Raw genomic sequence first — 24,185 nt, forward strand, 5'->3', positions numbered from 1 at the left:
CGCGTGAGCGCGGCCGCGGCGCGTGCCGCCGGCCGCCGCTTCAAGCCGCTTCGGCGGCGCCCGCGTCGGCGGACGTGCGCCACACGCAGGTGCCCTTGACCGACTTGTCGAGTTCGTCGAGCTGCGCCTGGTGCGCGGCGAATTCGTCGTCGCTTGCGGCCACCACGGCCAAGTCGAGCGCGGCGAGCGACACGCGCTGGCCGTTGCCCGCACCGCCGTCGGCGCCCGCGTCGTCGAGCATGTCGATCACGAGGCTGTCCTGGCCGCGTGTCATCGCCAGATACACCTCGGCGAGCAGCTCCGAGTCGAGCAATGCGCCGTGCAGCGTACGGTGCGCGTTGCTGATGCCGAAGCGGTCGCACAGCGCGTCGAGCGAGTTGCGCTTGCCGGGGAACATCTGCTTGGCCTGCACCAGCGTGTCGATCACGCCGCCGCAATGCTCGGTGAACGGCGGCAGGCCGAGCCGCGCGAATTCCGCATCGAGGAAGCCAAGGTCGAACGGCGCGTTGTGGATGATCAGCTCGGCATCCGTCACGAAGTCGAGGATCTGGTGGGCGACTTCCGCGAATTTCGGCTTGTCGCTCAAGAATTCGGTCGTGAGCCCGTGCACCGCCAGTGCGCCCGGATCGCTGTCGCGCTCGGGGTTCACGTAAAAATGCAGGTTGTTGCCGGTGAGCCGCCGGTTCAGCAGCTCGACGCAGCCGATTTCGATGAGGCGGTCGCCCGTGCGGGCGTTCAGGCCGGTGGTTTCGGTATCGAGAATGATCTGGCGCATGTCGGGAAATACGTAGGAAACAGGGGAGCGGCCCGTGTTCAGGCCGTGAGCGATTCGACGCCGCGATTCGCGAGTGCGTCCGCGCGCTCGTTTTCGGGATGGCCCGCGTGGCCCTTGACCCAGCGCCACTCGACCTCGTGCTGCGCGACGAGCGCGTCGAGCCGCTTCCACAGGTCGGCGTTCTTCACGGGCGTCTTCGCCGCGGTGACCCAGCCTTTCTTCTTCCAGCCGTGGATCCACTCGCTGATGCCTTTCTGCACGTATTGCGAGTCGGTGTGCACGATCACCTGGCACGGCCGCTTCAGCGCTTCGAGCGCGGCGATCACGCCCATCAGCTCCATGCGGTTGTTGGTCGTGTTGGGCTCGCCGCCGAACAGCTCCTTCTCCTTGTCGCCGTAGCGCATCAGTGCGCCCCAGCCGCCGGGGCCGGGGTTGCCCTTGCAGGCGCCGTCGGTATAGATGTCGATGGTATCGGTAGTCATGAATGTTCTTGATGGGTGGTCGGGGAGGCCGCCGGCGTCAGGCCCGGTGCGAGCACGGGCTTCTTCATCCGGATCTGGCCGACGAGGCGCATGCCGCGCACGCGCTTGACGGCCGTCACCATGTAGACGGCGCCGAAGATCGGCCACCAGCGGTCGCCGGCGGCTTCCATGAAGCCGTAGCGGGCCAGCCACTTGTCGGTGACGAGCGGCGGCCGGTAGCAGCCGAAGCGGCCGCGTTCGAGGTCGAAGCCGAGCAGCTTGATCCAGTCCTTGAGCCGGATGAACGCGATCTGGTCGCGCGTGGCCGGCACGAACGGGCGGTTCGCCATGCGCCCGAACGATTGCCGCATGCCCCACAGGCTGAGCGAATTGAAGCCGGTGATCACGAGCTGGCCTTCCGGCATCAACACGCGCTCGGCCTCGCGCAGCAGCCGGTGCGGATCGGACGTGAATTCGAGCGTGTGCGGCATCACGATCAGGTCGACGCTCTGCGACTCGAACGGCAGGTCGAGCAGGTCGCACCAGGTCGTGCTGCGGCCGTCGGGCGCGTGCTCGGGCGCATGCGCTTCGCGCGCCCACGGATACTGGTACGGCGCGCTCGCGCCGCTCGCCGGATCGAGCACGAGGCCGCGATACGGCATGCGGTTCTCGCGCAGCGCGTCGAGCTGCGGCAGGCCGAGCTGCAGCGCGTGGAACCCGAAGACGTCGGACACGATCCGGTCGAGCTGCGCCTGCTCCCAGCCCAGCACGTAGCGGCCGGGCGGTGAGTCGGTCCAGGCGGGCCAGTCTATAATTTGACGGTCAGACATAACGATGATTGCGCGCCCATGAACGAGCTGGAATACGTGCCGGTTCCGGCATTCGATGACAACTATATCTGGCTCGTCTCGGACGGCCGCGATGCGATCGCCGTCGATCCGGGTGAAGCCGCGCCGGTGCGCCGGGTTCTAGCCGAACGAGGCTGGCGGTTGACCGCTATTTTACTCACGCACCACCACGCCGACCATGTCGGCGGTGTCGCGGCCCTGCGCGATAGCCAACCGGACGATGTTCCGCTCGTCGTTTACGGCCCCGCGGCCGAGGCGATCGGGGAGGTCACGCGGCCGCTTTCGGGCGGCGCGCGCGTGACGCTCGAGGCACCCGCCGCCACGTTCGACGTGCTCGACGTGCCCGGCCATACGCGCGGCCACATTGCCTATTTCCAGGCGGCCGGGCAGCGCAACGCGGCGCCGCACGTGTTCTGCGGCGACACGCTGTTCTCGTGCGGTTGCGGGCGCCTGTTCGAGGGCACGCCCGCGCAGATGCTCGCGTCGCTCGACGCGCTCGCGGCATTGCCGGGCGACACCCACGTGCATTGCGCACACGAATACACGCTGTCCAACATCCGCTTCGCGCTCGCGTGCGAACCCGGCAATGCGGCGCTCGCCACGTGGCGCGACGACGCACAGGCGCTGCGCGCGCGCGGCGTGCCGACACTGCCCACTACGATCGCGCACGAGCGTGCCGTTAACCCGTTCATGCGGGCGGGCAGCGAGGCGATCCGCGCGACGCTCGAAGCGGAACTGCATGAAACGGTGCCGGATCGTCTGACGGCGTTCACGCTGATGCGCGAGTGGAAAAACCGGTTCCGATGATGATTTCCGGAGGACTCCAAAGCTCAAGCGGAGTCTGTAAAAATTGCTCCAAATGTAGGATTTCGCTGAGTTTTCGGTGTTTTTATTGACGTGAAGCACGCACTTCCGTAGTATCGCCTGCAATTTCCAGCCGTCGGAAGCAGAGATTTTCATGCGACTTATATTGAGTGCGATGGTGGTTCTGCTGCTCGCCGCTTGTGCGAGCCAGGCCCCTGTCGCCAACAACGCCGCCGATTCGCAGGCGACGTCCACCTACCTCCGTAAATCCGCCACCGCCAAAGAAACTGTCGACGTCGACAAGCAATCCGTCGGCGATCTGACCAGTGCGGACTCCGATCTCTGGGGTCGCATCCGCCGCGGTTTCCAGATGCCCGACCTGCAGACCGACCTCGTCGACATGCAGACCACGTGGTACACGCAGCGCCCGGACTACGTGCAGCGCATGACCGAGCGCTCGCAGAAGTACCTGTACCACATCGTCGAGGAACTCGAGGCGCGCCACATGCCGACCGAGCTCGCGCTGCTGCCGTTCATCGAGTCTGCGTACAACCCGCAGGCGCTGTCGGTCGCGAAGGCGGCCGGCATGTGGCAGTTCATGCCCGGCACGGGCCGCACGTACAACCTGAAGCGCAACATGTGGCAGGACGAGCGCCGCGACGTGCTCGCGTCGACGAGCGCCGCGCTCGACTACCTGTCGCGCCTGCATGACATGTTCGGCGACTGGTATCTCGCGCTGGCCGCGTACAACTGGGGCGAGGGCAACGTGCAGCGCGCGATCGCCCGCAACCAGGCGGCCGGCCTGCCGACCGACTACCTGAGCCTGCGGATGCCGAACGAGACGCGCAACTACGTACCGAAGCTGCAGGCGGTGAAGAACATCATCGCGAACCCGCAGCAGTACGGCCTTGCGCTGCCGGACATTCCGAACCACCCGTATTTCGTGACGGTCACGACGTCGCGCGACATCGACGTGGCGGTGGCCGCGAAGCTCGCGAACCTGTCGCTCGACGAATTCCGCTCGCTGAACCCGTCGTTCTCGAAGCCGGTGATCCTCGGCGCGACCGAGCCGCAGATCCTGCTGCCGTTCGACAACGCGTCGGCGTTCGAGAAGAACCTGAAGGCATACAACGGCCAGCTGTCGTCGTGGACCACCTATACGGTCAGCGAGCGGGCGCGGCCGGCCGCGATCGCCGAGAAGATCGGCGTGGACGCCGACACGCTGATGTCGATCAACAAGATTCCGGCCGGCATGCGCCTGAAGCCGGGCTCGACGATCGTCGTGCCGCGCGGCGATGACGACGACGAGGACATCAGCGCCGACGTCGCCGAAAACGGCGCGCTCGCGATGGAACCCGACGTACCCGATACGCGCAAGATGCTGATCCGCGTGCGCCGCAAGCAGTCGATGGCGGCGATCGCCGGCCGCTACGGTGTATCGGTCGGCCAGCTCAAGGCGTGGAACCGGACGCACCGCGATCTCGTGATGCCGGGCCAGGCGCTCGTGCTGCACGTGCCGGTCGGCCGTTCGGTGCCGGCGGAACCGGGGCCGGAGCGGATCGCGACGTCGGCCGGCGGGGCGCACATCGAGCGCGCGAGCCTGGCGGTGGGCGGCAAGTCGCACGGCGCGAAGCGCGGCGCGGCGAAGCCGGCGGCCAAATCGGCGAAGGCGGCACCGGCCAAGGCCGCCGCGCACAAGGGCAAGAAGAAGTAACGCAGTCGCGCGCGCATCGTGCGGCCAGCCCGGTTCGCGCGGTTGCGGTATCATCCGACGAAATGCAAGGAAACGCCGTCACCGAGGTGACGGCGTTTTTGTTTGTGCGCGGCGCGGGGCGCTGCTTCGAAGGCCTTCATATGACAAGGGGAAGTGATGTCGTCGGTGCAGGTGAGGGTGCTCGCGCTGTTTTCGGTCGGGTATTTCGTGTCGTACGTGTTCCGCGGTGTCAATCTGGGCTTCGCGCCGTTCGTCACGCACGAGCTCGGGTTGTCGGCCGCCGATCTCGGCCTGCTCACCAGTCTCTATTTCCTCGGCTTCGCGGGCGCGCAGATCCCGGCGGGCGTGATGCTCGACCACTTCGGCCCGCGCCGCGTGACGGCCGGCATGCTGCTGTTCGCGGCCGCCGGCGCGGCCGTGTTCGGCGCCGCGCACAGTCTCGGCACGATGATGGTCGGCCGGCTGCTGATCGGCGTCGGCGTCTCGGTGTGTCTCGGCGCGGCGTTCAAGGCGCTCGCGCAACATTTCCCGGTCGGCCGGCTGCCGCTCGTCAACGGCCTCGTGATGGCCGTGGGCGGCCTCGGCGGCGTGATGGTCGGTTCGCCGCTGACCTGGCTGCTCGGCTGGACGAGCTGGCGCGCGATCTGTTTCGGCCTCGCGGTACTGACGGTGATCGTCGCGGCGTCGATCGGGCTGGGCGCACCGGAAGCGCAGCAGGTGCGCCACCAGGGCGGGATCGTCAGCCAGTTCAAGGGCACGTGGCATATCCTGAGCAGCCGTGCGTTCTGGAAGATCTCGTCGTTCTCCGTCGTCACGCAGGGCGTGTTCTACGCGATGCAGTCGCTGTGGGTCGGGCCGTACTTGCGCGACGTCGCGGGGTTCGATGCGCCGCATGCCGCGCGCCTCGTGTCGGTGCTCGGTTTCGCGATGATGGCCGGCTGCGTCGGCTTCGGCGCCGCGGCGCGGGTGCTCGAGCGGCGCGGCGTGTCCGTGTACGCATTCTGCGGCGCCGGCATGGCGCTGTTCGTCGCGACCCAGGTCGCGATCGTCGCGCGCGTGCCGTTGCCGCCGGCCGTGCTGTGGGCTGCATACGGGATGTTCGGCGGCGTCGGCATCCTGACCTACGCGGTGATGGCCGGGCATTTTCCGGCTCACCTGATCGGCCGCGCGAACACGACGCTCACGCTCGTGATCTTCCTGCTGATCTTTGCGTTCCAGATCGGGGTCGGCGCGGTGCTGTCGCACTGGCCGGCGGTCGACGGCCGCTATCCGGCCGCCGCGCACTTCACCGCGTGGGGTGTGCTGCTCGCGCTGCAGCTCGCGAGCGCGGTCTGGTACGTCTGGCCCGCGCGCGGCGCTGGTCAAGCGCACTGATCCGGCGGTACGCTGGCGGGTAGGGCGGCCGCGTAAACGGGGCCGCAGCGCGTTGCGCCGCGCCGCCGGATGCGGCGCGCGCACGATCGGACGGCCATATCAATTGAAGATAGGGCCATTTTCAGGCTATAATTTGAAAGTTTGTGCTGATCAACCTCGCACCCTAGCGCCTACCTCATTCATCCCGTTCATCCGCCGCACGCCGCCTGCCGGGCGATGCCGCGAAGCCTCGTGCGCCACGCGCCGGGTTCGCGTCTCGACAACGCAGGTCGCGTCCAGCAAGCGACCGCGCGCGCCCACGCAGCGCGGCGCTCGCGCGGCAGGGTAAACAGGTCGGCAGCAGGGTGTTCCCCAAGGAGCCTCCCGTGTTGCCGTCTTTTACTCCCGCCTTGCTTGCACTCGCCGACGGCACGGTCTTTCGTGGTTATTCGATCGGGGCCGAAGGCCACACGATCGGCGAAGTCGTGTTCAATACCGCGATCACCGGCTATCAGGAAATCCTGACTGACCCGAGCTACTCGCGCCAGATCGTCACGCTCACCTATCCGCATATCGGCAACGTCGGCGTCAACGCCGAAGACGTCGAAGCCACGAAAGTCCATGCCGCCGGCCTGATCATCCGTGATCTGCCGTCGCTCGCCTCCAACTTCCGCATGGACCGCACGCTCGGCGACTACCTGCGCGACGAAGGCGTTGTCGCGATCGCCGGCATCGACACCCGCAAGCTGACCCGTATCCTGCGCGACAAGGGTGCGCAGAACGGCTGCATCCTGACGGGCTCGGACGACGAAGCGAAGGCGATCGAACTCGCGCGCTCGTTCCCGGGTCTCGCGGGCATGGATCTCGCGAAGGTCGTGTCGACCACGAAGCCGTTCGAGTGGAAGCAGACCGAATGGCGCCTCGAAGGCGGCTACGGCATGCAGGAAGCGCCGAAGTACCGCGTCGTCGCGTACGATTTCGGCGTCAAGTACAACATCCTGCGCATGCTCGCGGAGCGCGGCTGCCACGTGACGGTGCTGCCGGCACAGGCGAGCGCGGAAGATGCGCTCGCGCTGAATCCGGACGGCGTGTTCCTGTCGAACGGCCCCGGCGATCCGGAGCCGTGCGACTACGCGATCGCGGCCACGAAGCAGTTCATCGAGCGCGGCGTGCCGACCTTCGGTATCTGCCTGGGTCACCAGATCATGGGCCTCGCGGTCGGCGCGAAGACGCTGAAGATGAAGACGGGCCACCACGGCGCGAACCATCCGGTGAAGGATCTTGGCGACGGTCGCGTGGTGATCACGTCGCAGAACCACGGCTTCGCGGTCGATGCGGATTCGCTGCCGGCCAATGCACGCGTGACGCACGTGTCGTTGTTCGACGGCACGCTGCAGGGCTTCGAGCTGACCGACAAGCCGGCATTCTGCTTCCAGGGCCACCCGGAGGCGTCGCCTGGCCCGCACGACATCGGCTACCTGTTCGACCGTTTCACCGCGCTGATGGACGCGGCGAAGCAGCGCAACGCCTGACGTCAACGACGCAACCGAAGAACGGGAGATTCGCATCATGTTCGGCCACGCACTCGGCATCACGGATATCTGGACCTACGTGTTCGGCGTGATCTTCATCATCCTGCTGCCGGGGCCGAACTCGATGTACGTGCTGTCGCTCGCGGCGCAGCGCGGCGTGAAGGCCGGCTATCGGGCGGCGTGCGGGGTGTTCGTCGGCGACACGGTGCTGATGGTGTTGTCCGCCGCCGGCGTCGCGTCGCTGCTGAAGGCGAACCCGCTGCTGTTCTCCGTCGTCAAGTACGGCGGCGCCGCGTATCTGCTCTACATCGGCACCGGCATGCTGCGCAGCGCGTGGCAGAAGCTGCGCGCGCCGGCGAATGCGCCGGTCGAGGCAGCGCCTGCGGTCGATGGCGAGCGGCCGTTGCGCAAGGCGCTGATCGTGAGCCTGCTGAATCCGAAGGCGATCCTGTTCTTCATCTCGTTCTTCATCCAGTTCGTCGACCCGGCATTCCCGCATCCCGCGCTGTCGTTCGTCGTGCTCGGGGCGATCGCGCAATGCGCGAGCTTCCTGTACCTGAGCACGCTGATCTTCGCGGGTGCGCGGCTCGCCGAGCACTTCCGCCGCCGCCGCAAGCTTGCAGCAGGCGCGGCGAGCAGCGTGGGCGGCCTGTTCATCGGATTCTCGGTGAAGCTCGCGCTGGCGACGATGAGTTAAGCGAGTCACCCGACGAGCGAACGCTTGCGCGTTTGCAGGTCGGGTGGCGGGCCAATAAAAAGAATCGACCAATCATCCGGGGAAACCATTTTGACTGACACGCCAGGAAGCAATTCGTTGAGCGAGAGCACTGCATCGATCGATTTGACGGCCGCATCTGCGGCTGCCACGCCGCGGAATGAGGCGGACGGGGCGGTCGCGCGCATTCGGACGTCGATCGACATAGAGTCGTCCACTGCCGTGCTGTCCTTCGGCGACGACGCGATGCGCGAGCTCAGCGCGTATTCCGATCGCATCCTGGCAGACGTGAAAGGCAAAGATGTAGGCGAAGCGGGGGTGCTCCTGTCGAATCTGCAGGACCAGATTCGTTCACTGGATCCGGAGTCGTTGCAGAAGCAGGGTTTCGTTTCGCGTATGCTCGGCACCGCGCAGCGGGCAGTCGAGCGTTTCGTGCGCCGCTACGAGGATGTGTCGGGCCAGATCAACGAGGTGGCGCTGCGGCTAGAGATATGGCGCGAGGCGATGCGTCGCGACATCGCGATGCTGGACGACCTGCACGCGAACGGCGTCCAGTACGTGAAGAACCTGGACACGTACATCACGGCGGGCGAGCAGTACGTCGCTGAATTCCGGCAAAGCCGTATGCCGGAATTGCAGGCCGCGATGAGCGGCTTGTCGGACGATGAGCGCGCGCTCCAGCAGGAGAAGGTGCAGGATCTCGCACGCAACATCGATCGGCTCGAGCGCAAGGTGCATGACCTGAAGCTCGCGCGAATGGTCGGGTTGCAGCGCCTGCCGCAGATCCGCATCGTGCAGAATGGCGATGCCCTGCTGGTGGACAAGATCCATACGGCGATTCATACCGCGATTCCCGCATGGAAGGCGCAGTTCATCACCGCGCTTGCGCTTGAGCGGCAGAAGCAGGCGTACGAGACGCAGCAGGCCGTGGTCGACATGACCAATGAACTGCTGCGCAAGAATGCCGAGCAACTGCACCGCAGCGCTACGTCGATCGAGCAGGCAAGCCAGCGTAGTGTCATCGATATCGAATCGGTGCGTCATGCGAATGAATTGCTGCTGCGCACGGTCGGTGACGTGATGGAAATCCAGGCGGAAGGCCGGAAGAACCGAGCAGCGGTCGAGGTCGAATTGAAGAAGCTCGAATCGGATCTGCGGACGTCGTTGGCGCGTCAGGCGGCGGGGGCGTGATGCTGCGCTGGGGCGGACGTCTTCAATTGCCAAAGGTGCGGCCGAAAGGCGGCACCCGGCTCATTGTCCGTGCGCTGTGGATGAGCTTGTGGCACGGATTCGTGGCATACGGTTCCGCGTTCGCGGGAACGGCGGTTGGGGTCGGTGCGGCGTCGCTGGTCGCCGCAGTCGGTCTGGTGGACAAGTTGCACGAATTCGACAAGCACGCTCGGTTCGTGGATTTTGGGCCGTGGGTAATCGCGGTGATGATCGCGGGTGCAGGCATGTCGCTCTTCCTGATGGGAGCGGTCACGGGGTTGGCGTTCCGCCACCTGTACCTGGTGCCGCGGGTCCACCTTGCCATCGGGCTTCTGACCGCTTTTGCCTATTTTCTGCCGACGGTCTGGCTGAGCGTAGGATGGATCGTGTTGCCGGCTGCGCTGCTCGTCTGGTGGGGGTTGCGCGCGCTGGAAACCCCGGACTCCGCGCGGATCGAGTGGTTGTTGCACAAGTATTACCGTGGGTTCCCGGAACTGCAGGACTGGATTCGGGAATACATCCTGACCGCGTGGATGTCGTCGTCTCGACCGGCGCCGCAGCCGCTGCAGCAAGCCGAGCTTTCGTCCGTGGCTGGTACAGCGGCGAACAGGCACGGACTGGCGTCAAGCCTCCTCGACGAACAAATGGCCGAGATGAGCCAGATGTACTCGCAATTGAAAGGCAGTGTGATCGAGGACGAATGGAGTGCGCTGATCAGGACCAGCCAGCGTATCCATCGAATGGTGGGCACCGATGTCGAGCGGTACAGCCTGTTGAACCACTTTCTCGCGTCGCAATTGCCCAACGCGATCAGGCTTGGTTGGTTTTTCGTCAAGGCTGACGGATTGACAGAATCTAACCCGTCCCGAGCGGAACACATGCGTGAAATCGAGGCGGGTCTCAAGGGACTGGTCGGGCAGTTCGAGAAGGTGCAGAACCAGATGGCGGAGAGTGACCTGGAGGGACTCCAGGCGCTACTTCGCGTCCTGAATGAAGATTTGAAGCAGGCAGAGCAGCGGAAGGCCAGCGCGCCTCCCCTGTGAAGTCGGCGGCCAGCGAACCGGCCGCGACGTGCAGCATTAACGTTTATTTATTGATTGACAGAGCCATGCCAAAACGCACAGACATCAAGAGCATCCTCATCATCGGCGCCGGCCCGATCATCATCGGCCAGGCGTGCGAGTTCGACTATTCGGGCGCGCAGGCTTGCAAGGCGTTGCGTGAGGAGGGCTACAAGGTCGTTCTCGTCAACAGCAACCCGGCGACGATCATGACCGACCCGAACACGGCCGACGTGACCTACATCGAGCCGATCACGTGGGAAGTCGTCGCGCGCATCATCGAGAAGGAGCGCCCGGATGCGATCCTGCCGACGATGGGCGGCCAGACCGCGCTGAACTGCGCGCTCGACCTGCACCACCACGGCGTGCTCGAGAAGTTCGGCGTCGAGCTGATCGGCGCGTCGCCGGAAGCGATCGACAAGGCGGAAGACCGCCAGAAGTTCAAGGAAGCGATGACCAAGATCGGTCTCGGTTCCGCGAAGTCGGGCATCGCGCATTCGATGGAAGAAGCGACCCAGGTGCACGCCGAGATCATGGCGCTCACCGGCGGCAGCGGCTACCCGGTCGTGATCCGTCCGTCGTTCACGCTCGGCGGCTCGGGCGGCGGCATCGCCTACAACCGCGAAGAGTTCGAAGAGATCTGCAAGCGCGGCCTGGATCTCTCGCCCACGCGCGAGCTGCTGATCGAAGAATCGCTGCTCGGCTGGAAGGAATACGAGATGGAGGTCGTGCGCGACCGCGCCGACAACTGCATCATCGTCTGCTCGATCGAGAACCTCGACCCGATGGGCGTGCACACCGGCGACTCGATCACGGTCGCGCCGGCACAGACGCTCACCGACAAGGAGTACCAGATCCTGCGTAACGCATCGCTCGCGGTGCTGCGCGAGATCGGCGTCGACACGGGCGGCTCGAACGTGCAGTTCTCGATCAACCCGAAGGACGGCCGCATGGTCGTCATCGAGATGAACCCGCGCGTGTCGCGTTCGTCGGCGCTCGCGTCGAAGGCCACGGGCTTCCCGATCGCGAAGGTCGCGGCGAAGCTGGCGGTCGGCTACACGCTCGACGAGCTGAAGAACGAAATCACCGGTGGCCAGACCCCGGCGTCGTTCGAGCCGACGATCGACTACGTCGTCACGAAGATCCCGCGCTTCGCGTTCGAGAAATTCCGCGAAGCCGATTCGCGCCTGACCACGCAGATGAAGTCGGTCGGCGAAGTGATGGCGATCGGCCGCACGTTCCAGGAATCGTTCCAGAAGGCGCTGCGCGGCCTCGAAGTGGGCGTCGACGGTCTCGACGAGAAGTCGACCAACCGCGACGAGATCGCGATCGAGATCCACGAGCCGGGCCCGGACCGCATCTGGTACGTCGGCGATGCGTTCCGGATCGGCATGACGGCCCAGGAAATCTACGCGGAAACCGCGATCGACCCGTGGTTCCTCGAGCAGATCGAGCAGATCATCCTGAAGGAAAAGGCGCTCGGCGGCCGCACGCTCGCATCGCTGTCGTTCGACGAACTGCGCTACCTGAAGCAGAGCGGCTTCTCCGACCGCCGCCTCGCGAAGCTGCTCGGCGCGACGCCGGAAGACGTCCGCAAGCGCCGCGTCGAACTCAACGTGCGCCCGGTCTACAAGCGTGTCGACACCTGCGCGGCCGAGTTCGCGACGAAAACCGCGTACATGTACTCGACCTACGAGGAAGAGTGCGAAGCGCAGCCGACCACCAACAAGAAGATCATGGTGCTCGGCGGCGGCCCGAACCGGATCGGCCAGGGTATCGAGTTCGACTACTGCTGCGTGCACGCGGCCCTCGCGATGCGCGAGGACGGTTACGAAACGATCATGGTCAACTGCAACCCGGAAACGGTGTCGACCGACTATGACACGTCCGACCGCCTGTACTTCGAGCCGCTGACGCTGGAGGACGTGCTCGAGATCGTCGACAAGGAAAAGCCGGTCGGCGTGATCGTCCAGTACGGTGGCCAGACGCCGCTGAAGCTCGCGCTCGACCTCGAGGCGCACGGTGTGCCGATCGTCGGCACGTCGCCGGACATGATCGACGCAGCCGAAGACCGCGAACGCTTCCAGAAGCTGCTGCAGGACCTCGGCCTGCGCCAGCCGCCGAACCGCACCGCACGCGCCGAAGACGAAGCGCTCGCGCTCGCGGAAGAGATCGGCTATCCGCTGGTCGTGCGCCCGTCGTACGTGCTGGGCGGCCGCGCGATGGAAATCGTCCACGAGCCGCGCGACCTCGAGCGCTACATGCGCGAGGCCGTGAAAGTGTCGAACGATTCGCCGGTGCTGCTCGACCGCTTCCTGAACGACGCGATCGAGTGCGACGTCGACTGCATCTGCGACGGCGAAGCCGTGTTCATCGGCGGCGTGATGGAGCACATCGAGCAGGCGGGCGTCCACTCGGGCGACTCGGCATGCTCGCTGCCGCCGTACTCGCTGTCGAAGGAAACCGTTGCCGAGCTGAAGCGCCAGACGGGCGCGATGGCGAAGGCGCTGAACGTGGTCGGCCTGATGAACGTGCAGTTCGCGATCCAGCAGGTGCCGCAGGCGGACGGTTCGAAGCAGGACATCATCTACGTGCTGGAAGTGAACCCGCGCGCGTCGCGCACGGTGCCCTACGTGTCGAAGGCGACCAGCCTGCCGCTCGCGAAGATCGCGGCGCGTGCGATGGTCGGCCAGAAGCTCGCGCAGCAGGGCGTGACGAAGGAAGTCGAGCCGCCGTACTTCAGCGTGAAGGAAGCGGTGTTCCCGTTCGTCAAGTTCCCGACCGTCGATCCGGTCCTCGGGCCTGAAATGCGTTCGACCGGCGAAGTGATGGGTGTCGGCCAGACGTTCGGCGAAGCGCTGTTCAAGTCGCAGCTCGCGGCCGGTTCGCGCCTGCCGGAGTCGGGCACGGTGCTGCTGACCGTGATGGACGCCGACAAGCCGAAGGCGGTCGAAGTCGCGCGCATGCTGCACGACCTCGGCTACCCGATCGTCGCGACCAAGGGCACGGCTGCCGCGATCGAAGCGGCCGGCGTGCCGGTGAAGGTCGTGAACAAGGTGAAGGACGGCCGTCCGCACATCGTCGACATGATCAAGAACGGCGAGATCGCACTCGTGTTCACGACGGTCGACGAAACGCGCCAGGCGATCGCCGATTCGCGTTCGATCCGCATGAGCGCGCAGGCGCACAAGGTCACGTACTACACGACGATGTCGGGCGCGCGCGCGGCGGTTGAAGGCTTGCGCTACCTGAAGGATCTGGAAGTCTATGATTTACAAGGTCTTCACGCTCGCCTAAACTAAGCAGTCAGTTACCTGTCGAAGCAACACGTGCCGCGATTAGGCGGTGTTTCCAGTGCATCGGAAACGCGCTTAATCGCGGTGATTTTTTTTAAAGCCGTTTTTAGCGATTGAGCCGTTTATGAGCACCATTCCGTTGACAAAGCGTGGCGCGGAACTCCTGCGCGATGAATTGCAGCGCCTCAAGTCCGTCGAGCGGCCGGCCGTGATCAACGCGATCGCGGAGGCCCGCGCACAGGGCGACCTGTCCGAAAACGCCGAATACGATGCGGCGAAGGAAAAGCAGGGCTTCATCGAGGGTCGTATCGCGGAACTCGAATCGAAGCTGTCGGCCGCGCAAGTCATCGATCCCACCGTGCTCGATGCCGAAGGCCGCGTGGTTTTCGCATCGACCGTCGAACTCGAGGATCTCGAGTCGGGCGACACCGTCAAGTACCAGATCGTCGGCGACGACGAAGCCGATATCGACCACGGCCTGATCTCGGTCAGCTCGCCGATCGCGCGCGCACTGATCGGCAAGTCCGAAGGCGACGTCGCGGCCGTGCAGGCGCCGAGCGGCGTGCGCGAGTACGAAATCATCTCGGTCAGCTACATCTGAAGCGGGGCGACGTGATGCCGCATCGCGTGTTCCGTCTGCTGTCGGCCGTGTGGGTCGGCAGCCTGCTGACGATCGGGTATGCGGTCGCGCCCGTGCTGTTCAAGACGCTGGAGCGGATGACGGCCGGTTCGGTCGCCGCCCAGCTGTTCCGTATCGAGGCGATCCTCGGTGTCGTGTGCGGCGTGCTGCTGCTTGCGTTGTCGAACCAGCAGGTGCGGCGCGGCAGCAGCGAATATCGCCGCGTGCGCTGGATCGTCGCCGCGATGGTCGTGTGCGTGCTGGTCGGATATTTCGCGCTGCAGCCGTTCATGAATGCGCTGCGGGTGGCCGCGATGGACGCGGGCACCGATATCGCGAACTCGCCGTATGCGAGCCGCTTCGGGATGCTGCACGGCGTCTCGAGCGTGTTCTACCTCGTCGAGAGTGTGCTGGGGCTGATGCTGATCTGGCGTCTGCCGGCGCGCGACGCCTGACGCGAATACCGCGCGGGCCCGGTCGAGGCCGGGCCCGCGGGCAGGGTGGCGGCACGGCGAGCCGTGCCGCCTCGATGCTCACTTGTCCTGGAACGGACGCTTCGTGCTGGCCTGGCGCTTCTTGGCGCGCTTCACGTTACCGCCTGCCGTCACGCGCTCGTTGCCGCGCACCGTGACCTTGACCGGCCGCGGGCGACGCACGGGGCTCGCGTTCGGCGATACCTTGACGACCTTGACGGTGCGCGGTGCACGACCTTTCTTGTCGTCGACGGCTTCGGCCGCGCTGGGCACGGTGCCGGCACGACGGCCGCGAGCCGGAGCCGCTGCGGCGGCTTCGGGCTTCCAGATCACCAGCAGCTTGCCGATGTGCTGGATCGGCGCCGCGCTGAGGCGGTCGCAGATCTCGTCGTAGATCGCGATGCGCTCGTCGCGCTCGTCGCCGAACACGCGGATCTTGATCAGCTGGTGCGCGTCGAGGTGCACCTTGATTTCCTTCAGCACGGCGTCGGTGAGCCCTTCGGCCCCGATCAGCACGACGGGCTTGAGCGCATGGGCCTGGGAGCGCAGCGCGGAGCGCTCGGCGGGAGAAAGCGAAAGGGCGGGCATGGAAATGTCGAAATCTAAATAAGGGCGCGCTGACTGAATAGCGATCGCGGGAAGTTACCGCGTCAGCCGTGCGCCGAAACCACGTAAAATCGCGGCTTGGGCCTGAAAAGGGGCCGCAGCCGCGCGAAGAAGACGCGTATTATCCGCTAAAAGCGCGGCTTCACGAAGCAATGGGCAGCAATCTCTCTCTCGAATGGCAAAAAACCGCTTCAACCAGCACTGGCTGCACGACCACATCAACGACCCCTACGTCAAAATGGCGCAGCGGGAGGGCTATCGCGCGCGCGCCGCGTACAAGCTGAAGGAAATCGACGAGCAGGACAAGCTGATCCGTCCGGGCCAGGTGATCGTCGACCTCGGCGCGACGCCGGGCAGCTGGAGCCAGTATGCCCGCAACAAGCTCGCGCAGGGCAAGAAGCGTGACGCGGAACGCGAAGGCGGCATCGACGGCACGATCGTGGCGCTCGACATCCTGCCGATGGAGCCGATCGCCGACGTCCACTTCCTGCAGGGCGACTTCCGCGAGGACGAAGTCCTTCACCAGCTCGAAGAAGTGCTCGAAGGGCGCGCGGTGGACCTTGTTATTTCCGACATGGCCCCCAACCTCTCTGGCGTGGCCTCGGCAGACGCGGCGCGCATCGAGCATCTGTGCGATCTGGCGCTCGAATTTGCGCAGAATCATCTGAAGCCGGATGGTGCGCTGCTCGTGAAATGCTTTCACGGCAGCGGCTACAGCCAGATCGTCGAGAAATTCAAACAGCAGTTTAAGACCGTCGCGCCGCGCAAGCCGAAGGCGTCCCGCGACAAATCGTCCGAAACGTTCATTTTGGGTCGGCATCTGAAACGTCCGCGCTGACGCGCAGCGAGGTGCCGCAAACGGGCTCCGGCCCTTGCCAGACAAGCGAAGCGCTATCGCGGCGGTTGTCAATGCTTATGGCGAGGGTGGTCGGACTGGATTAGAATGACCGAGGGGCGCCGCAAGGAAAATGTAGGCGCTCGTCTACGAGTGAAGGAGTGGTGCTTTGAACAACAATATGTTTTCGAAGGCAGCGGTGTGGCTGGTGATCGCACTGGTGCTGTTTACGGTGTTCAAGCAGTTCGACAAGCCCCGCGTCCAGGAAGGCGTGTCCTATTCGCAGTTCATGGACGACGCCAAGAACGGCAAGGTCAAGAACGTCATCGTTCAGGGGCGCAACCTCACCGTCACTCCGGCTGATGGCCAGAAATACCAGATCGTGTCGCCCGGCGACATCTGGATGGTTGGCGATCTGATGAAGTACGGCGTGCAGGTCAGCGGCAAGGCCGACGACGAGCCGAACGCGCTGATGTCCGCGCTGTACTACCTCGGGCCGACGATCCTGATCATCGTGTTCTGGTTCTACATGATGAGGCAGATGCAGGGGGGCGGCAAAGGCGGCGCATTCTCGTTCGGGAAATCGCGCGCGCGGCTGATCGACGAGAACAACAACGCGGTGAACTTCTCCGACGTCGCGGGCTGCGACGAAGCGAAGGAAGAAGTGTCCGAGCTCGTCGACTTCCTGCGCGATCCGCAGAAATTCCAGAAGCTGGGCGGCCGCATTCCGCGCGGCGTGCTGCTGGTCGGCCCGCCGGGTACCGGCAAGACGCTGCTGGCCCGCGCGATCGCGGGTGAAGCGAAGGTGCCGTTCTTCAGCATCTCGGGTTCGGACTTCGTCGAAATGTTCGTCGGTGTCGGCGCGGCGCGTGTGCGCGACATGTTCGAGCAGGCAAAGAAGCATGCACCGTGTATCGTGTTCATCGACGAAATCGATGCGGTCGGCCGTCATCGCGGCGCCGGCATGGGCGGCGGTAACGACGAGCGCGAACAGACGCTGAACCAGATGCTCGTCGAGATGGACGGCTTCGAGGCGAACTCGGGCGTGATCGTGATCGCCGCGACCAACCGTTCCGACGTGCTCGACAAGGCGCTGCTGCGTCCGGGCCGCTTCGACCGCCAGGTCTACGTCGGTCTGCCGGACATCCGCGGCCGCGAACAGATCATGCGCGTGCACCTGCGCAAGGTGCCGATCGCGAACGACGTCGATGCGGCAGTCATCGCACGCGGCACGCCGGGCTTCTCGGGCGCCGATCTCGCGAACCTCGTGAACGAGGCTGCGCTGTTCGCCGCACGTCGCGGCAAGCGCATCGTCGAGATGCAGGATTTCGAAGACGCGAAGGACAAGATCTTCATGGGTCCGGAGCGCAAGTCGGCCGTGATCCGCGAAGAAGCGAAGCGTGCGACCGCTTATCACGAGTCGGGCCACGCGGTGATCGCGAAGCTGCTGCCGAAGGCGGATCCCGTGCACAAGGTCACGATCATCCCGCGCGGTCGCGCACTGGGTGTCACGTGGCAGTTGCCGGAGCACGACAACGAAACGTACTCGAAGGACTACCTGATGGACCGCCTTGCGATCCTGTTCGGTGGCCGGGTGGCGGAAGAGCTGTTCATGAACCTCGTCAGCACCGGCGCATCGGACGACTTCAACAAGGCAACGCAGACGGCGCGTGCGATGGTGGCCCGTTTCGGCATGACCGACGCGCTCGGGCCGATGGTCTACGTCGACGACGAGAACGATGCATCGCCGTTCGGCCGCGGCTTCACGCGCACGATCTCGGAAGCGACGCAGCAGAAGGTCGATTCGGAAATCCGCCGTGTGCTCGACGAACAGTACGGCCTTGCGCGCCGCCTGCTCGAAGAGAACCGCGACAAGGTCGAAGCGATGACCGCCGCGCTGATGGAGTGGGAGACGATCGATGCCGATCAGATCAACGACATCATGGAAGGCCGTCCGCCGCGCTCCCCGAAGAGCTCGCCGGCTGTCGGCGGCGATTCGTCGGGTGGTGGCAGCAGCGCCGAGGTGAAGCCCGCCAACGCGCCGGCGCCCGCTTCGCCGGCGGCATAATCTCCGCTTTAGCGCCGTTCACGGGCTGGTGTGGCTTCACACCGGCCCGTTTTGCATTCATTCACGCCAGTTGCTCGTGTCCGATTCCGCTGTTTCCCCAATCATTCCCGCGCCGCTCCGGTGCGGCCGCTTCGAACTGACGTTCGAACGCCCGCTCGTGATGGGCATCCTCAACGCCACGCCTGATTCGTTCTCCGACGGCGGCCGCTTCCTCGCGCGCGACGATGCGCTGCGCCAGGCCGAGCGGATGATTGCCGAAGGCGTCGACCTTCTCGATATCGGCGGCGAATCGACGCGCCCCGGCGCGCCGCCCGTGCCGCTCGACGAGGAACTCGCACGCGTGATCCCGCTCGTCGAAGCGCTGCGGCCGCTGAACGTGCCGTTGTCGATCGATACCTACAAGCCGGCCGTGATGCACGCCGCGCTGGCCGCCGGCGCCGACCTGATCAACGACATCTGGGGGTTCCGCCAGCCGGGCGCGATCGACGCGGTGCGCGACGGCAACTGCGGGCTGTGCGCGATGCACATGCTGGGTGAGCCACGGACGATGCAGGTCGGCGAACCCGATTACGGCGACGTCGTGACCGACGTGCGCGATTTTCTCGCCGAGCGCGCGCAGGCGCTGCGCGATGCGGGGATTGCGCCGGAGCGGATCTGCGTCGATCCCGGTTTCGGATTCGGCAAGGCGGTCGTCGACGACAACTATGCGTTGCTGGCCGCGTTGCCGGACACGGCACCCGTGCGGCCCGACGGCCGCGCGTATCCGATCCTCGCGGGCATGTCGCGCAAGTCGATGCTCGGCGCGGTGATCGGCGGCAAGCCGCCGATGGAGCGCGTCGCGGCGAGCGTGGCGGCCGCGGTGTGCGCGGTCGAGCGTGGGGCGGCGATCGTGCGCGTGCACGACGTCGCGGCAACGGTCGACGCGCTGAAAATCTTGAATGCCGTGCGCGAAGCCGCGCGGCAACGATAAAGCAGAAGACGAAGGAGGAAGGTTCACCATGGGACGTCGATATTTCGGCACGGACGGCATTCGCGGTACGGTGGGCGAGGCGCCCATCACGCCGGATTTCGTGTTGCGTCTCGGCTACGCGGCCGGCAAGGTACTGGCCAGCTCGGCCGATGTCGCGGCAGGCTCGCGCCCGACCGTGCTGATCGGCAAGGACACGCGCGTGTCGGGCTACATGCTCGAAGCCGCGCTCGAGGCCGGGTTCTCGGCGGCCGGCGTCGACGTGATGCTGGCCGGCCCGATGCCGACGCCGGGCGTCGCGTACCTGACGCGCGCGCTGCGCCTGTCGGCGGGCGTCGTGATCAGTGCATCGCACAACCCGTATCACGACAACGGGATCAAGTTTTTCTCCGCCGACGGCAACAAGCTGCCGGACGACACCGAAGCCGCGATCGAAGCGTGGCTCGACAAGCCGCTCGAATGCGCGTCGTCGGACGGTCTCGGCAAGGCGCGCCGCCTTGACGACGCGGCCGGCCGCTACATCGAGTTTTGCAAGAGCACGTTCCCTGCCGCGTTCAACCTGCGCGGGCTGAAGCTCGTGATCGACTGCGCGCACGGCGCCGCGTACCAGATCGCGCCGCACGTGTTCCACGAACTCGGCGCGGACGTGATTCCGATCGGTGTCGCGCCGAACGGCTTCAACATCAACGATGGTGTCGGTGCGACCGCGCCGGACGCGCTGGTGCGCGCGGTGCGTGCGAACCACGCCGATCTCGGCATTGCGCTCGACGGCGATGCTGACCGCCTGCAGGTGGTCGATGCGGCCGGTCGCCTGTACAACGGCGACGAGCTGCTCTACGTGCTCGTGAAGGACCGGATCGCGACCGACGGCAAGGTCGAAGGCGCGGTCGGCACGCTGATGACGAACCTCGCGGTCGAAGTCGCGCTGCAGCGCGAGGGCGTGAAGTTCGTCCGCGCGGCGGTCGGCGATCGCTACGTGCTCGAGCAACTGCGCGAGCACGGCTGGCAGCTCGGCGCGGAAGGCTCGGGCCACATCCTGTCGCTCGATCGCCACTCGACCGGCGACGGCATCGTGTCGGCACTGCTCGTGCTGGCCGCGCTGAAGCGCAGCGGCAAGACCCTCGCGCAGATGCTCGACGGCGTCACGCTGTTCCCGCAGAAGCTGATCAACGTGCGGATGAAGCCGGGTGCCGACTGGAAGGGCAGCACGTCGATTCGCGCCGCGATCGACGCAGCCGAAGCCGCGCTCGCCGGCAGCGGTCGCGTGCTGATCCGCGCATCGGGCACGGAGCCCGTGCTGCGCGTGATGGTCGAAGCACAGCAGGCGGCCGACGCGGTGCGCCATGCGGAGACGATCGCCGACGCGGTGCGCGCGGCGACGACCTGACGCGCGGGCCCGGCGCGTCAGGTCAAGCACCTGCGCGCCGGTGTTCCGGTGAACCCGCACACGGCGCCTTCGGGGCGCCGTGATTTCGTCGGACGCAAAGGTTTGCGATACCTATAAAGAGAAGGGCGCGTCGCCCCCGCAATCCAGTGTCGAAAAATCGTCGGACCCCTGATATCGGGCCAGCCACAAGCGGGGGCTTTCCTGGGCGCAGGCACTGCGCTACGATCCGCTCGCACCGATGTAAAGCGGGACGTCTCCCGTCCCTTCCAGGCAGGCAATTCTTGCCGCCGCCGCCGTTCAGGCGCCGCCCTGGCGCCGCGCGCGCCGCACCCGCTACTCCCTTTCAACCAGTCATGTTACTGTCACGCCAGTTTCATCGATTGTCACATTACCGTCATGAGGAGCCCCTAACCTTCGCGGTGCCGTAGTCATCCGCTCACACACTGGAGGTCTCATGAAATTGATGCAAACCGCGATTGCCGGCCTGGCTGGCGCGCTTTTCGCCGTCGCCGCTCACGCTGCCGACATCACGGGCGCAGGCAGCACGTTCGCGATGCCGATCTATACGAAATGGGCTGCTGACTACCAGCAGACCGGCGGCGCGAAGGTCAACTACCAAGGTATCGGCTCGTCGGGCGGCCTGAAGCAGATCGTCGCGAAGACGGTCGATTTTGCCGGTTCGGACGCTCCGCTGAAGGATGACGAGCTCGCGAAGGAAGGCCTGTTCCAGTTCCCGACGGTGGTCGGCGGCGTGGTGCCGGTCGTCAACGTGCCGGGCGTGAAGCCGGGTGAACTGACGCTGTCGGGCCCGGTGCTCGGCGACATCTATCTCGGCAAGATCAAGAAGTGGAACGACCCGGCGATCGCCGCGCTGAACCCGAAGGTCAAGCTGCCGGACACGGACATCGCCGTGGTTCGCCGCGCTGACGGCTCGGGCACGAGCTTCATCTGGACGAACTACCTGTCGAAGGTCAACGACGAGTGGAAGTCGAAGGTCGGCGAAGGCACGACGGTCAACTGGCCGACGGGCACGGGCGGCAAGGGCAACGACGGCGTCGCAGCGTTCGTGCAGCGCCTGCCGGGCGCAGTCGGCTACGTCGAATGGGCGTATGCGAAGAAGAACAACATGGTCTACACGGCCCTGAAGAACTCGACGGGCACGGTGGTCGAGCCGAAGACGGAAACGTTCAAGGCCGCTGCTGCAGGCGCGAACTGGTCGAAGTCGTTCTACCAGATCCTGACGAACCAGCCGGGCAAGGAAGCATGGCCGGTCGTCGGCGCGACGTTCGTGCTGCTGCACGCGAAGCAGGACAAGCCGGAGCAGGGCGTGGAAACGCTGAAGTTCTTCAGCTGGGCGTTCAAGAACGGCGAGAAGGCTGCTGACAGCCTCGACTACATCTCGCTGCCGCCGGCAGTCGAAGCGGAAATCCGCAAGCAGTGGAAGATCAAGGTGACGGACGCTTCGGGCAAGCCGGTCGCCGCCGAGTAAGCATTGCAGCGGTTCGCTGCCCGGCCGTGCCGGTCGGGCAGTGTGTGCGGTAAAGCCGGGCGTTACGGCGCCCGGCAATCAAAAGCAGGCACCCATGTCTGATATTTCCTATACGTCCTCACGGTCCGCCGACGTTGCGCAGCAACGCGCGCCGAGCCGCCTCGGGGATGTCGTATTCGGCGGTCTTGCACGGCTTGCCGCCATCGTGACCCTGCTGCTGCTCGGCGGGATCATCGTTTCCCTGATCATCGCGTCGATGCCGACCATCCAGAAGTTCGGCCTCGGCTTCCTGTGGCAATCCGAGTGGGATCCCAACTCGGACATCTACGGCGCGCTCGTGCCGATCTACGGCACGATCGTGACGTCGGTCATCGCGCTCGTCATCGCGGTGCCGGTCAGCTTCGGCATCGCGCTGTTTCTCACCGAGCTGTCGCCCGTGTGGCTGCGCCGCCCGCTCGGCATCGCGATCGAGCTGCTCGCCGCGATTCCGTCGATCGTGTACGGCATGTGGGGCCTGCTCGTGTTCGCACCGATCTTCGCGGAATATTTCCAGAAGCCGATCGGCCGCCTGTTCAAGGACGTGTGGGTGCTCGGCCCGCTGACCGCCGGCCCGCCGATCGGTATCGGCATCCTGGCCGCCGGCGTGATTCTCGCGATCATGATCATCCCGTACATCGCATCGGTGATGCGTGACGTGTTCGAAGTCACGCCCGTGCTGCTGAAGGAATCGGCGTACGGGATCGGCTGCACGACCTGGGAAGTGATGTGGAAGGTCGTGCTGCCCTATACGAAGACCGGCGTGATCGGCGGCGTGATGCTCGGCCTCGGCCGCGCGCTCGGCGAGACGATGGCCGTGACCTTCGTGATCGGCAATACGAACCTGCTCGACAGCATTTCTCTGTTCGCGCCGGGCAACAGCATCACGTCGGCGCTGGCCAACGAATTCGCGGAAGCGCAGCCGGGCCTGCATACGTCTGCGTTGATGGAGCTGGGCCTGATCCTGTTCGTGATCACGTTCATCGTGCTGTCCATCTCCAAACTGCTGCTGCTTCGTCTCGAGAAGGGAGAGGGCAAGAAATGAGCGAGCCCATCATGAATTTCCCGGGGCCGGACGGCGCCGTGCTCGACGCGATGCGCAACCGCCTGCAGCGCAAGCGCAAGGCCGTCAACGCGATCGCGCTCGCCGCGTCGCTCGGCGCGATGGCATTCGGCCTCTTGTGGCTCGTGTGGATTCTCTACACGACGGTGCATCTCGGCATCGGCGGCCTGTCGCTGCAACTGTTCACGGAATCGACGCCGGCACCGAACACGGAAGGCGGCGGTCTCGCGAACGCGATCGTCGGCAGCTTGCTGCTGTGCGGTTTCGGCACGCTGGTCGGCACGCCGATCGGCATCCTGGCCGGTGTCTATCTCGCCGAATACGGCCAGAAGAACCTGCTGGCGAGCACGATCCGCTTCATCAACGACATCCTGCTGTCCGCGCCGTCGATCGTCATCGGCCTGTTCGTGTACGCGATCGTCGTTGCGAAGTCGGGGCGCTTCTCGGGCTGGGCCGGCGTGATCGCGCTCGCGCTGCTGCAGATTCCGATCGTGATCCGCACGACCGAGAACATGCTGAAGCTCGTGCCGAACGCGCTGCGCGAAGCGGCCTTCGCGCTCGGCACGCCGAAGTGGCGCATGGTGCTGAAGATCACGCTGCGCGCGTCGGTCGGCGGGATCATCACGGGCGTGCTGCTCGCCGTCGCGCGGATCGCCGGCGAAACGGCGCCGCTGCTGTTCACCGCGTTGTCGAACCAGTTCTTCTCGGTCGACATGAGCCAGCCGATGGCGAACCTGCCCGTCACGATCTACAAGTTCGCGATGAGCCCGTTCGCGGAATGGCAGTCGCTCGCCTGGGCGGGCGTGTTCCTGATCACGCTCGGGGTGCTTGGACTCAACATCCTGGCGCGCTCGATCTTCTCGAAAAAGTAACG

At 65.5% G+C, this 24,185-nt stretch carries 21 protein-coding genes; 17 read left to right on the plus strand and 4 right to left on the minus strand.

Features of this window, described 5'->3' with window-relative positions:
• Positions 1 to 40: 40 nt before the first annotated feature.
• From dnaQ to G3N96_RS08240, 3 genes are read right to left on the minus strand one after another with little or no spacing between them, the layout of a single operon-like run.
• Positions 41 to 775 (minus strand): DNA polymerase III subunit epsilon, encoded by a 735-nt coding sequence (dnaQ, locus tag G3N96_RS08230; RefSeq protein WP_206136901.1) that lies wholly within the window; start codon positions 773 to 775, stop codon positions 41 to 43.
• A 38-nt stretch (positions 776 to 813) separates the two neighbouring features.
• The gene (gene rnhA, locus G3N96_RS08235) at positions 814 to 1,257 is read right to left on the minus strand and encodes a ribonuclease HI (RefSeq protein WP_039347704.1); all 444 of its coding nucleotides are present in this window, start codon (positions 1,255 to 1,257) and stop codon (positions 814 to 816) included.
• Positions 1,254 to 2,066: a class I SAM-dependent methyltransferase gene (locus G3N96_RS08240; RefSeq protein WP_089430881.1), complete on the minus strand. Its 813-nt coding sequence runs from the start codon at positions 2,064 to 2,066 to the stop codon at positions 1,254 to 1,256. The genes rnhA and G3N96_RS08240 overlap by 4 nt, the downstream gene beginning before the upstream one ends.
• An 18-nt stretch (positions 2,067 to 2,084) precedes the next feature.
• On the opposite strand from G3N96_RS08240, the gene gloB reads away from it, so the two are divergent.
• From gloB to G3N96_RS08290, 10 genes are all read left to right on the plus strand, one after another.
• Entirely contained in the window at positions 2,085 to 2,891 is an 807-nt protein-coding gene (gloB, locus tag G3N96_RS08245) for a hydroxyacylglutathione hydrolase (protein ID WP_124575858.1), read from the plus strand.
• Between the two features lie 151 nt (positions 2,892 to 3,042).
• Positions 3,043 to 4,602 (plus strand): transglycosylase SLT domain-containing protein, encoded by a 1,560-nt coding sequence (locus tag G3N96_RS08250; RefSeq protein ID WP_069247643.1) that lies wholly within the window; start codon positions 3,043 to 3,045, stop codon positions 4,600 to 4,602.
• Between the two features lie 156 nt (positions 4,603 to 4,758).
• The gene (locus G3N96_RS08255; RefSeq protein WP_124575857.1) at positions 4,759 to 5,976 is read left to right on the plus strand and encodes an MFS transporter; all 1,218 of its coding nucleotides are present in this window, start codon (positions 4,759 to 4,761) and stop codon (positions 5,974 to 5,976) included.
• 365 nt (positions 5,977 to 6,341) lie between these two features.
• Complete coding sequence (carA, locus tag G3N96_RS08260; RefSeq protein WP_041492797.1) at positions 6,342 to 7,487, plus strand: glutamine-hydrolyzing carbamoyl-phosphate synthase small subunit; 1,146 nt, start codon at positions 6,342 to 6,344, stop codon at positions 7,485 to 7,487.
• A gap of 37 nt (positions 7,488 to 7,524) precedes the next feature.
• Positions 7,525 to 8,184, plus strand: coding sequence for a leucine efflux protein LeuE (gene leuE, locus G3N96_RS08265; RefSeq protein WP_124575856.1), 660 nt, complete (start codon positions 7,525 to 7,527; stop codon positions 8,182 to 8,184).
• A 117-nt stretch (positions 8,185 to 8,301) separates the two neighbouring features.
• The gene (locus G3N96_RS08270; RefSeq protein WP_206136902.1) at positions 8,302 to 9,393 is read left to right on the plus strand and encodes a toxic anion resistance protein; all 1,092 of its coding nucleotides are present in this window, start codon (positions 8,302 to 8,304) and stop codon (positions 9,391 to 9,393) included.
• The gene (locus G3N96_RS08275; RefSeq protein ID WP_206136903.1) at positions 9,390 to 10,454 is read left to right on the plus strand and encodes a 5-bromo-4-chloroindolyl phosphate hydrolysis family protein; all 1,065 of its coding nucleotides are present in this window, start codon (positions 9,390 to 9,392) and stop codon (positions 10,452 to 10,454) included. Before G3N96_RS08270 ends, G3N96_RS08275 begins: the two co-directional genes overlap by 4 nt.
• A 65-nt stretch (positions 10,455 to 10,519) precedes the next feature.
• Complete coding sequence (gene carB / locus G3N96_RS08280) at positions 10,520 to 13,774, plus strand: carbamoyl-phosphate synthase large subunit (RefSeq protein WP_089439702.1); 3,255 nt, start codon at positions 10,520 to 10,522, stop codon at positions 13,772 to 13,774.
• A 118-nt stretch (positions 13,775 to 13,892) separates the two neighbouring features.
• Complete coding sequence (gene greA / locus G3N96_RS08285; protein WP_057927897.1) at positions 13,893 to 14,369, plus strand: transcription elongation factor GreA; 477 nt, start codon at positions 13,893 to 13,895, stop codon at positions 14,367 to 14,369.
• Positions 14,370 to 14,383: 14 nt separating this feature from the next.
• Positions 14,384 to 14,842 (plus strand): DUF4149 domain-containing protein, encoded by a 459-nt coding sequence (locus G3N96_RS08290; protein ID WP_006497614.1) that lies wholly within the window; start codon positions 14,384 to 14,386, stop codon positions 14,840 to 14,842.
• Between the two features lie 78 nt (positions 14,843 to 14,920).
• Here the strand turns inward: G3N96_RS08290 and G3N96_RS08295 are convergent, their stop codons facing one another.
• Positions 14,921 to 15,448, minus strand: a complete 528-nt coding sequence (locus tag G3N96_RS08295; protein WP_089439703.1) for a YhbY family RNA-binding protein — start codon at positions 15,446 to 15,448, stop codon at positions 14,921 to 14,923.
• 193 nt (positions 15,449 to 15,641) lie between these two features.
• Here G3N96_RS08295 and G3N96_RS08300 point away from each other — a divergent pair, with 193 nt between their 5' ends.
• From G3N96_RS08300 to pstA, 7 genes are all read left to right on the plus strand, one after another.
• Positions 15,642 to 16,304, plus strand: coding sequence for an RlmE family RNA methyltransferase (locus tag G3N96_RS08300; RefSeq protein ID WP_046545366.1), 663 nt, complete (start codon positions 15,642 to 15,644; stop codon positions 16,302 to 16,304).
• Positions 16,305 to 16,470: 166 nt separating this feature from the next.
• Positions 16,471 to 18,369, plus strand: a complete 1,899-nt coding sequence (ftsH, locus tag G3N96_RS08305) for an ATP-dependent zinc metalloprotease FtsH (RefSeq protein ID WP_039347669.1) — start codon at positions 16,471 to 16,473, stop codon at positions 18,367 to 18,369.
• A 28-nt stretch (positions 18,370 to 18,397) separates the two neighbouring features.
• Complete coding sequence (folP, locus tag G3N96_RS08310) at positions 18,398 to 19,339, plus strand: dihydropteroate synthase (RefSeq protein WP_206136904.1); 942 nt, start codon at positions 18,398 to 18,400, stop codon at positions 19,337 to 19,339.
• Positions 19,340 to 19,367: 28 nt separating this feature from the next.
• Positions 19,368 to 20,723, plus strand: a complete 1,356-nt coding sequence (glmM, locus tag G3N96_RS08315) for a phosphoglucosamine mutase (RefSeq protein ID WP_206136905.1) — start codon at positions 19,368 to 19,370, stop codon at positions 20,721 to 20,723.
• A 454-nt stretch (positions 20,724 to 21,177) separates the two neighbouring features.
• Positions 21,178 to 22,212 (plus strand): phosphate ABC transporter substrate-binding protein PstS, encoded by a 1,035-nt coding sequence (gene pstS / locus G3N96_RS08320; RefSeq protein ID WP_069247650.1) that lies wholly within the window; start codon positions 21,178 to 21,180, stop codon positions 22,210 to 22,212.
• 94 nt (positions 22,213 to 22,306) lie between these two features.
• Positions 22,307 to 23,293 carry a phosphate ABC transporter permease PstC gene (gene pstC, locus G3N96_RS08325; protein ID WP_089494578.1) on the plus strand — a complete coding sequence of 329 codons (987 nt, stop codon included), beginning with the start codon at positions 22,307 to 22,309 and terminating at the stop codon, positions 23,291 to 23,293.
• On the plus strand, positions 23,290 to 24,183 hold the full coding sequence (gene pstA, locus G3N96_RS08330; protein ID WP_206136906.1) for a phosphate ABC transporter permease PstA: 894 nt from the start codon (positions 23,290 to 23,292) through the stop codon (positions 24,181 to 24,183). Before pstC ends, pstA begins: the two co-directional genes overlap by 4 nt.
• Positions 24,184 to 24,185: the final 2 nt, after the last annotated feature.

Source organism: Burkholderia sp. Se-20373 (assembly GCF_017104705.1).
Lineage (GTDB): Bacteria > Pseudomonadota > Gammaproteobacteria > Burkholderiales > Burkholderiaceae > Burkholderia.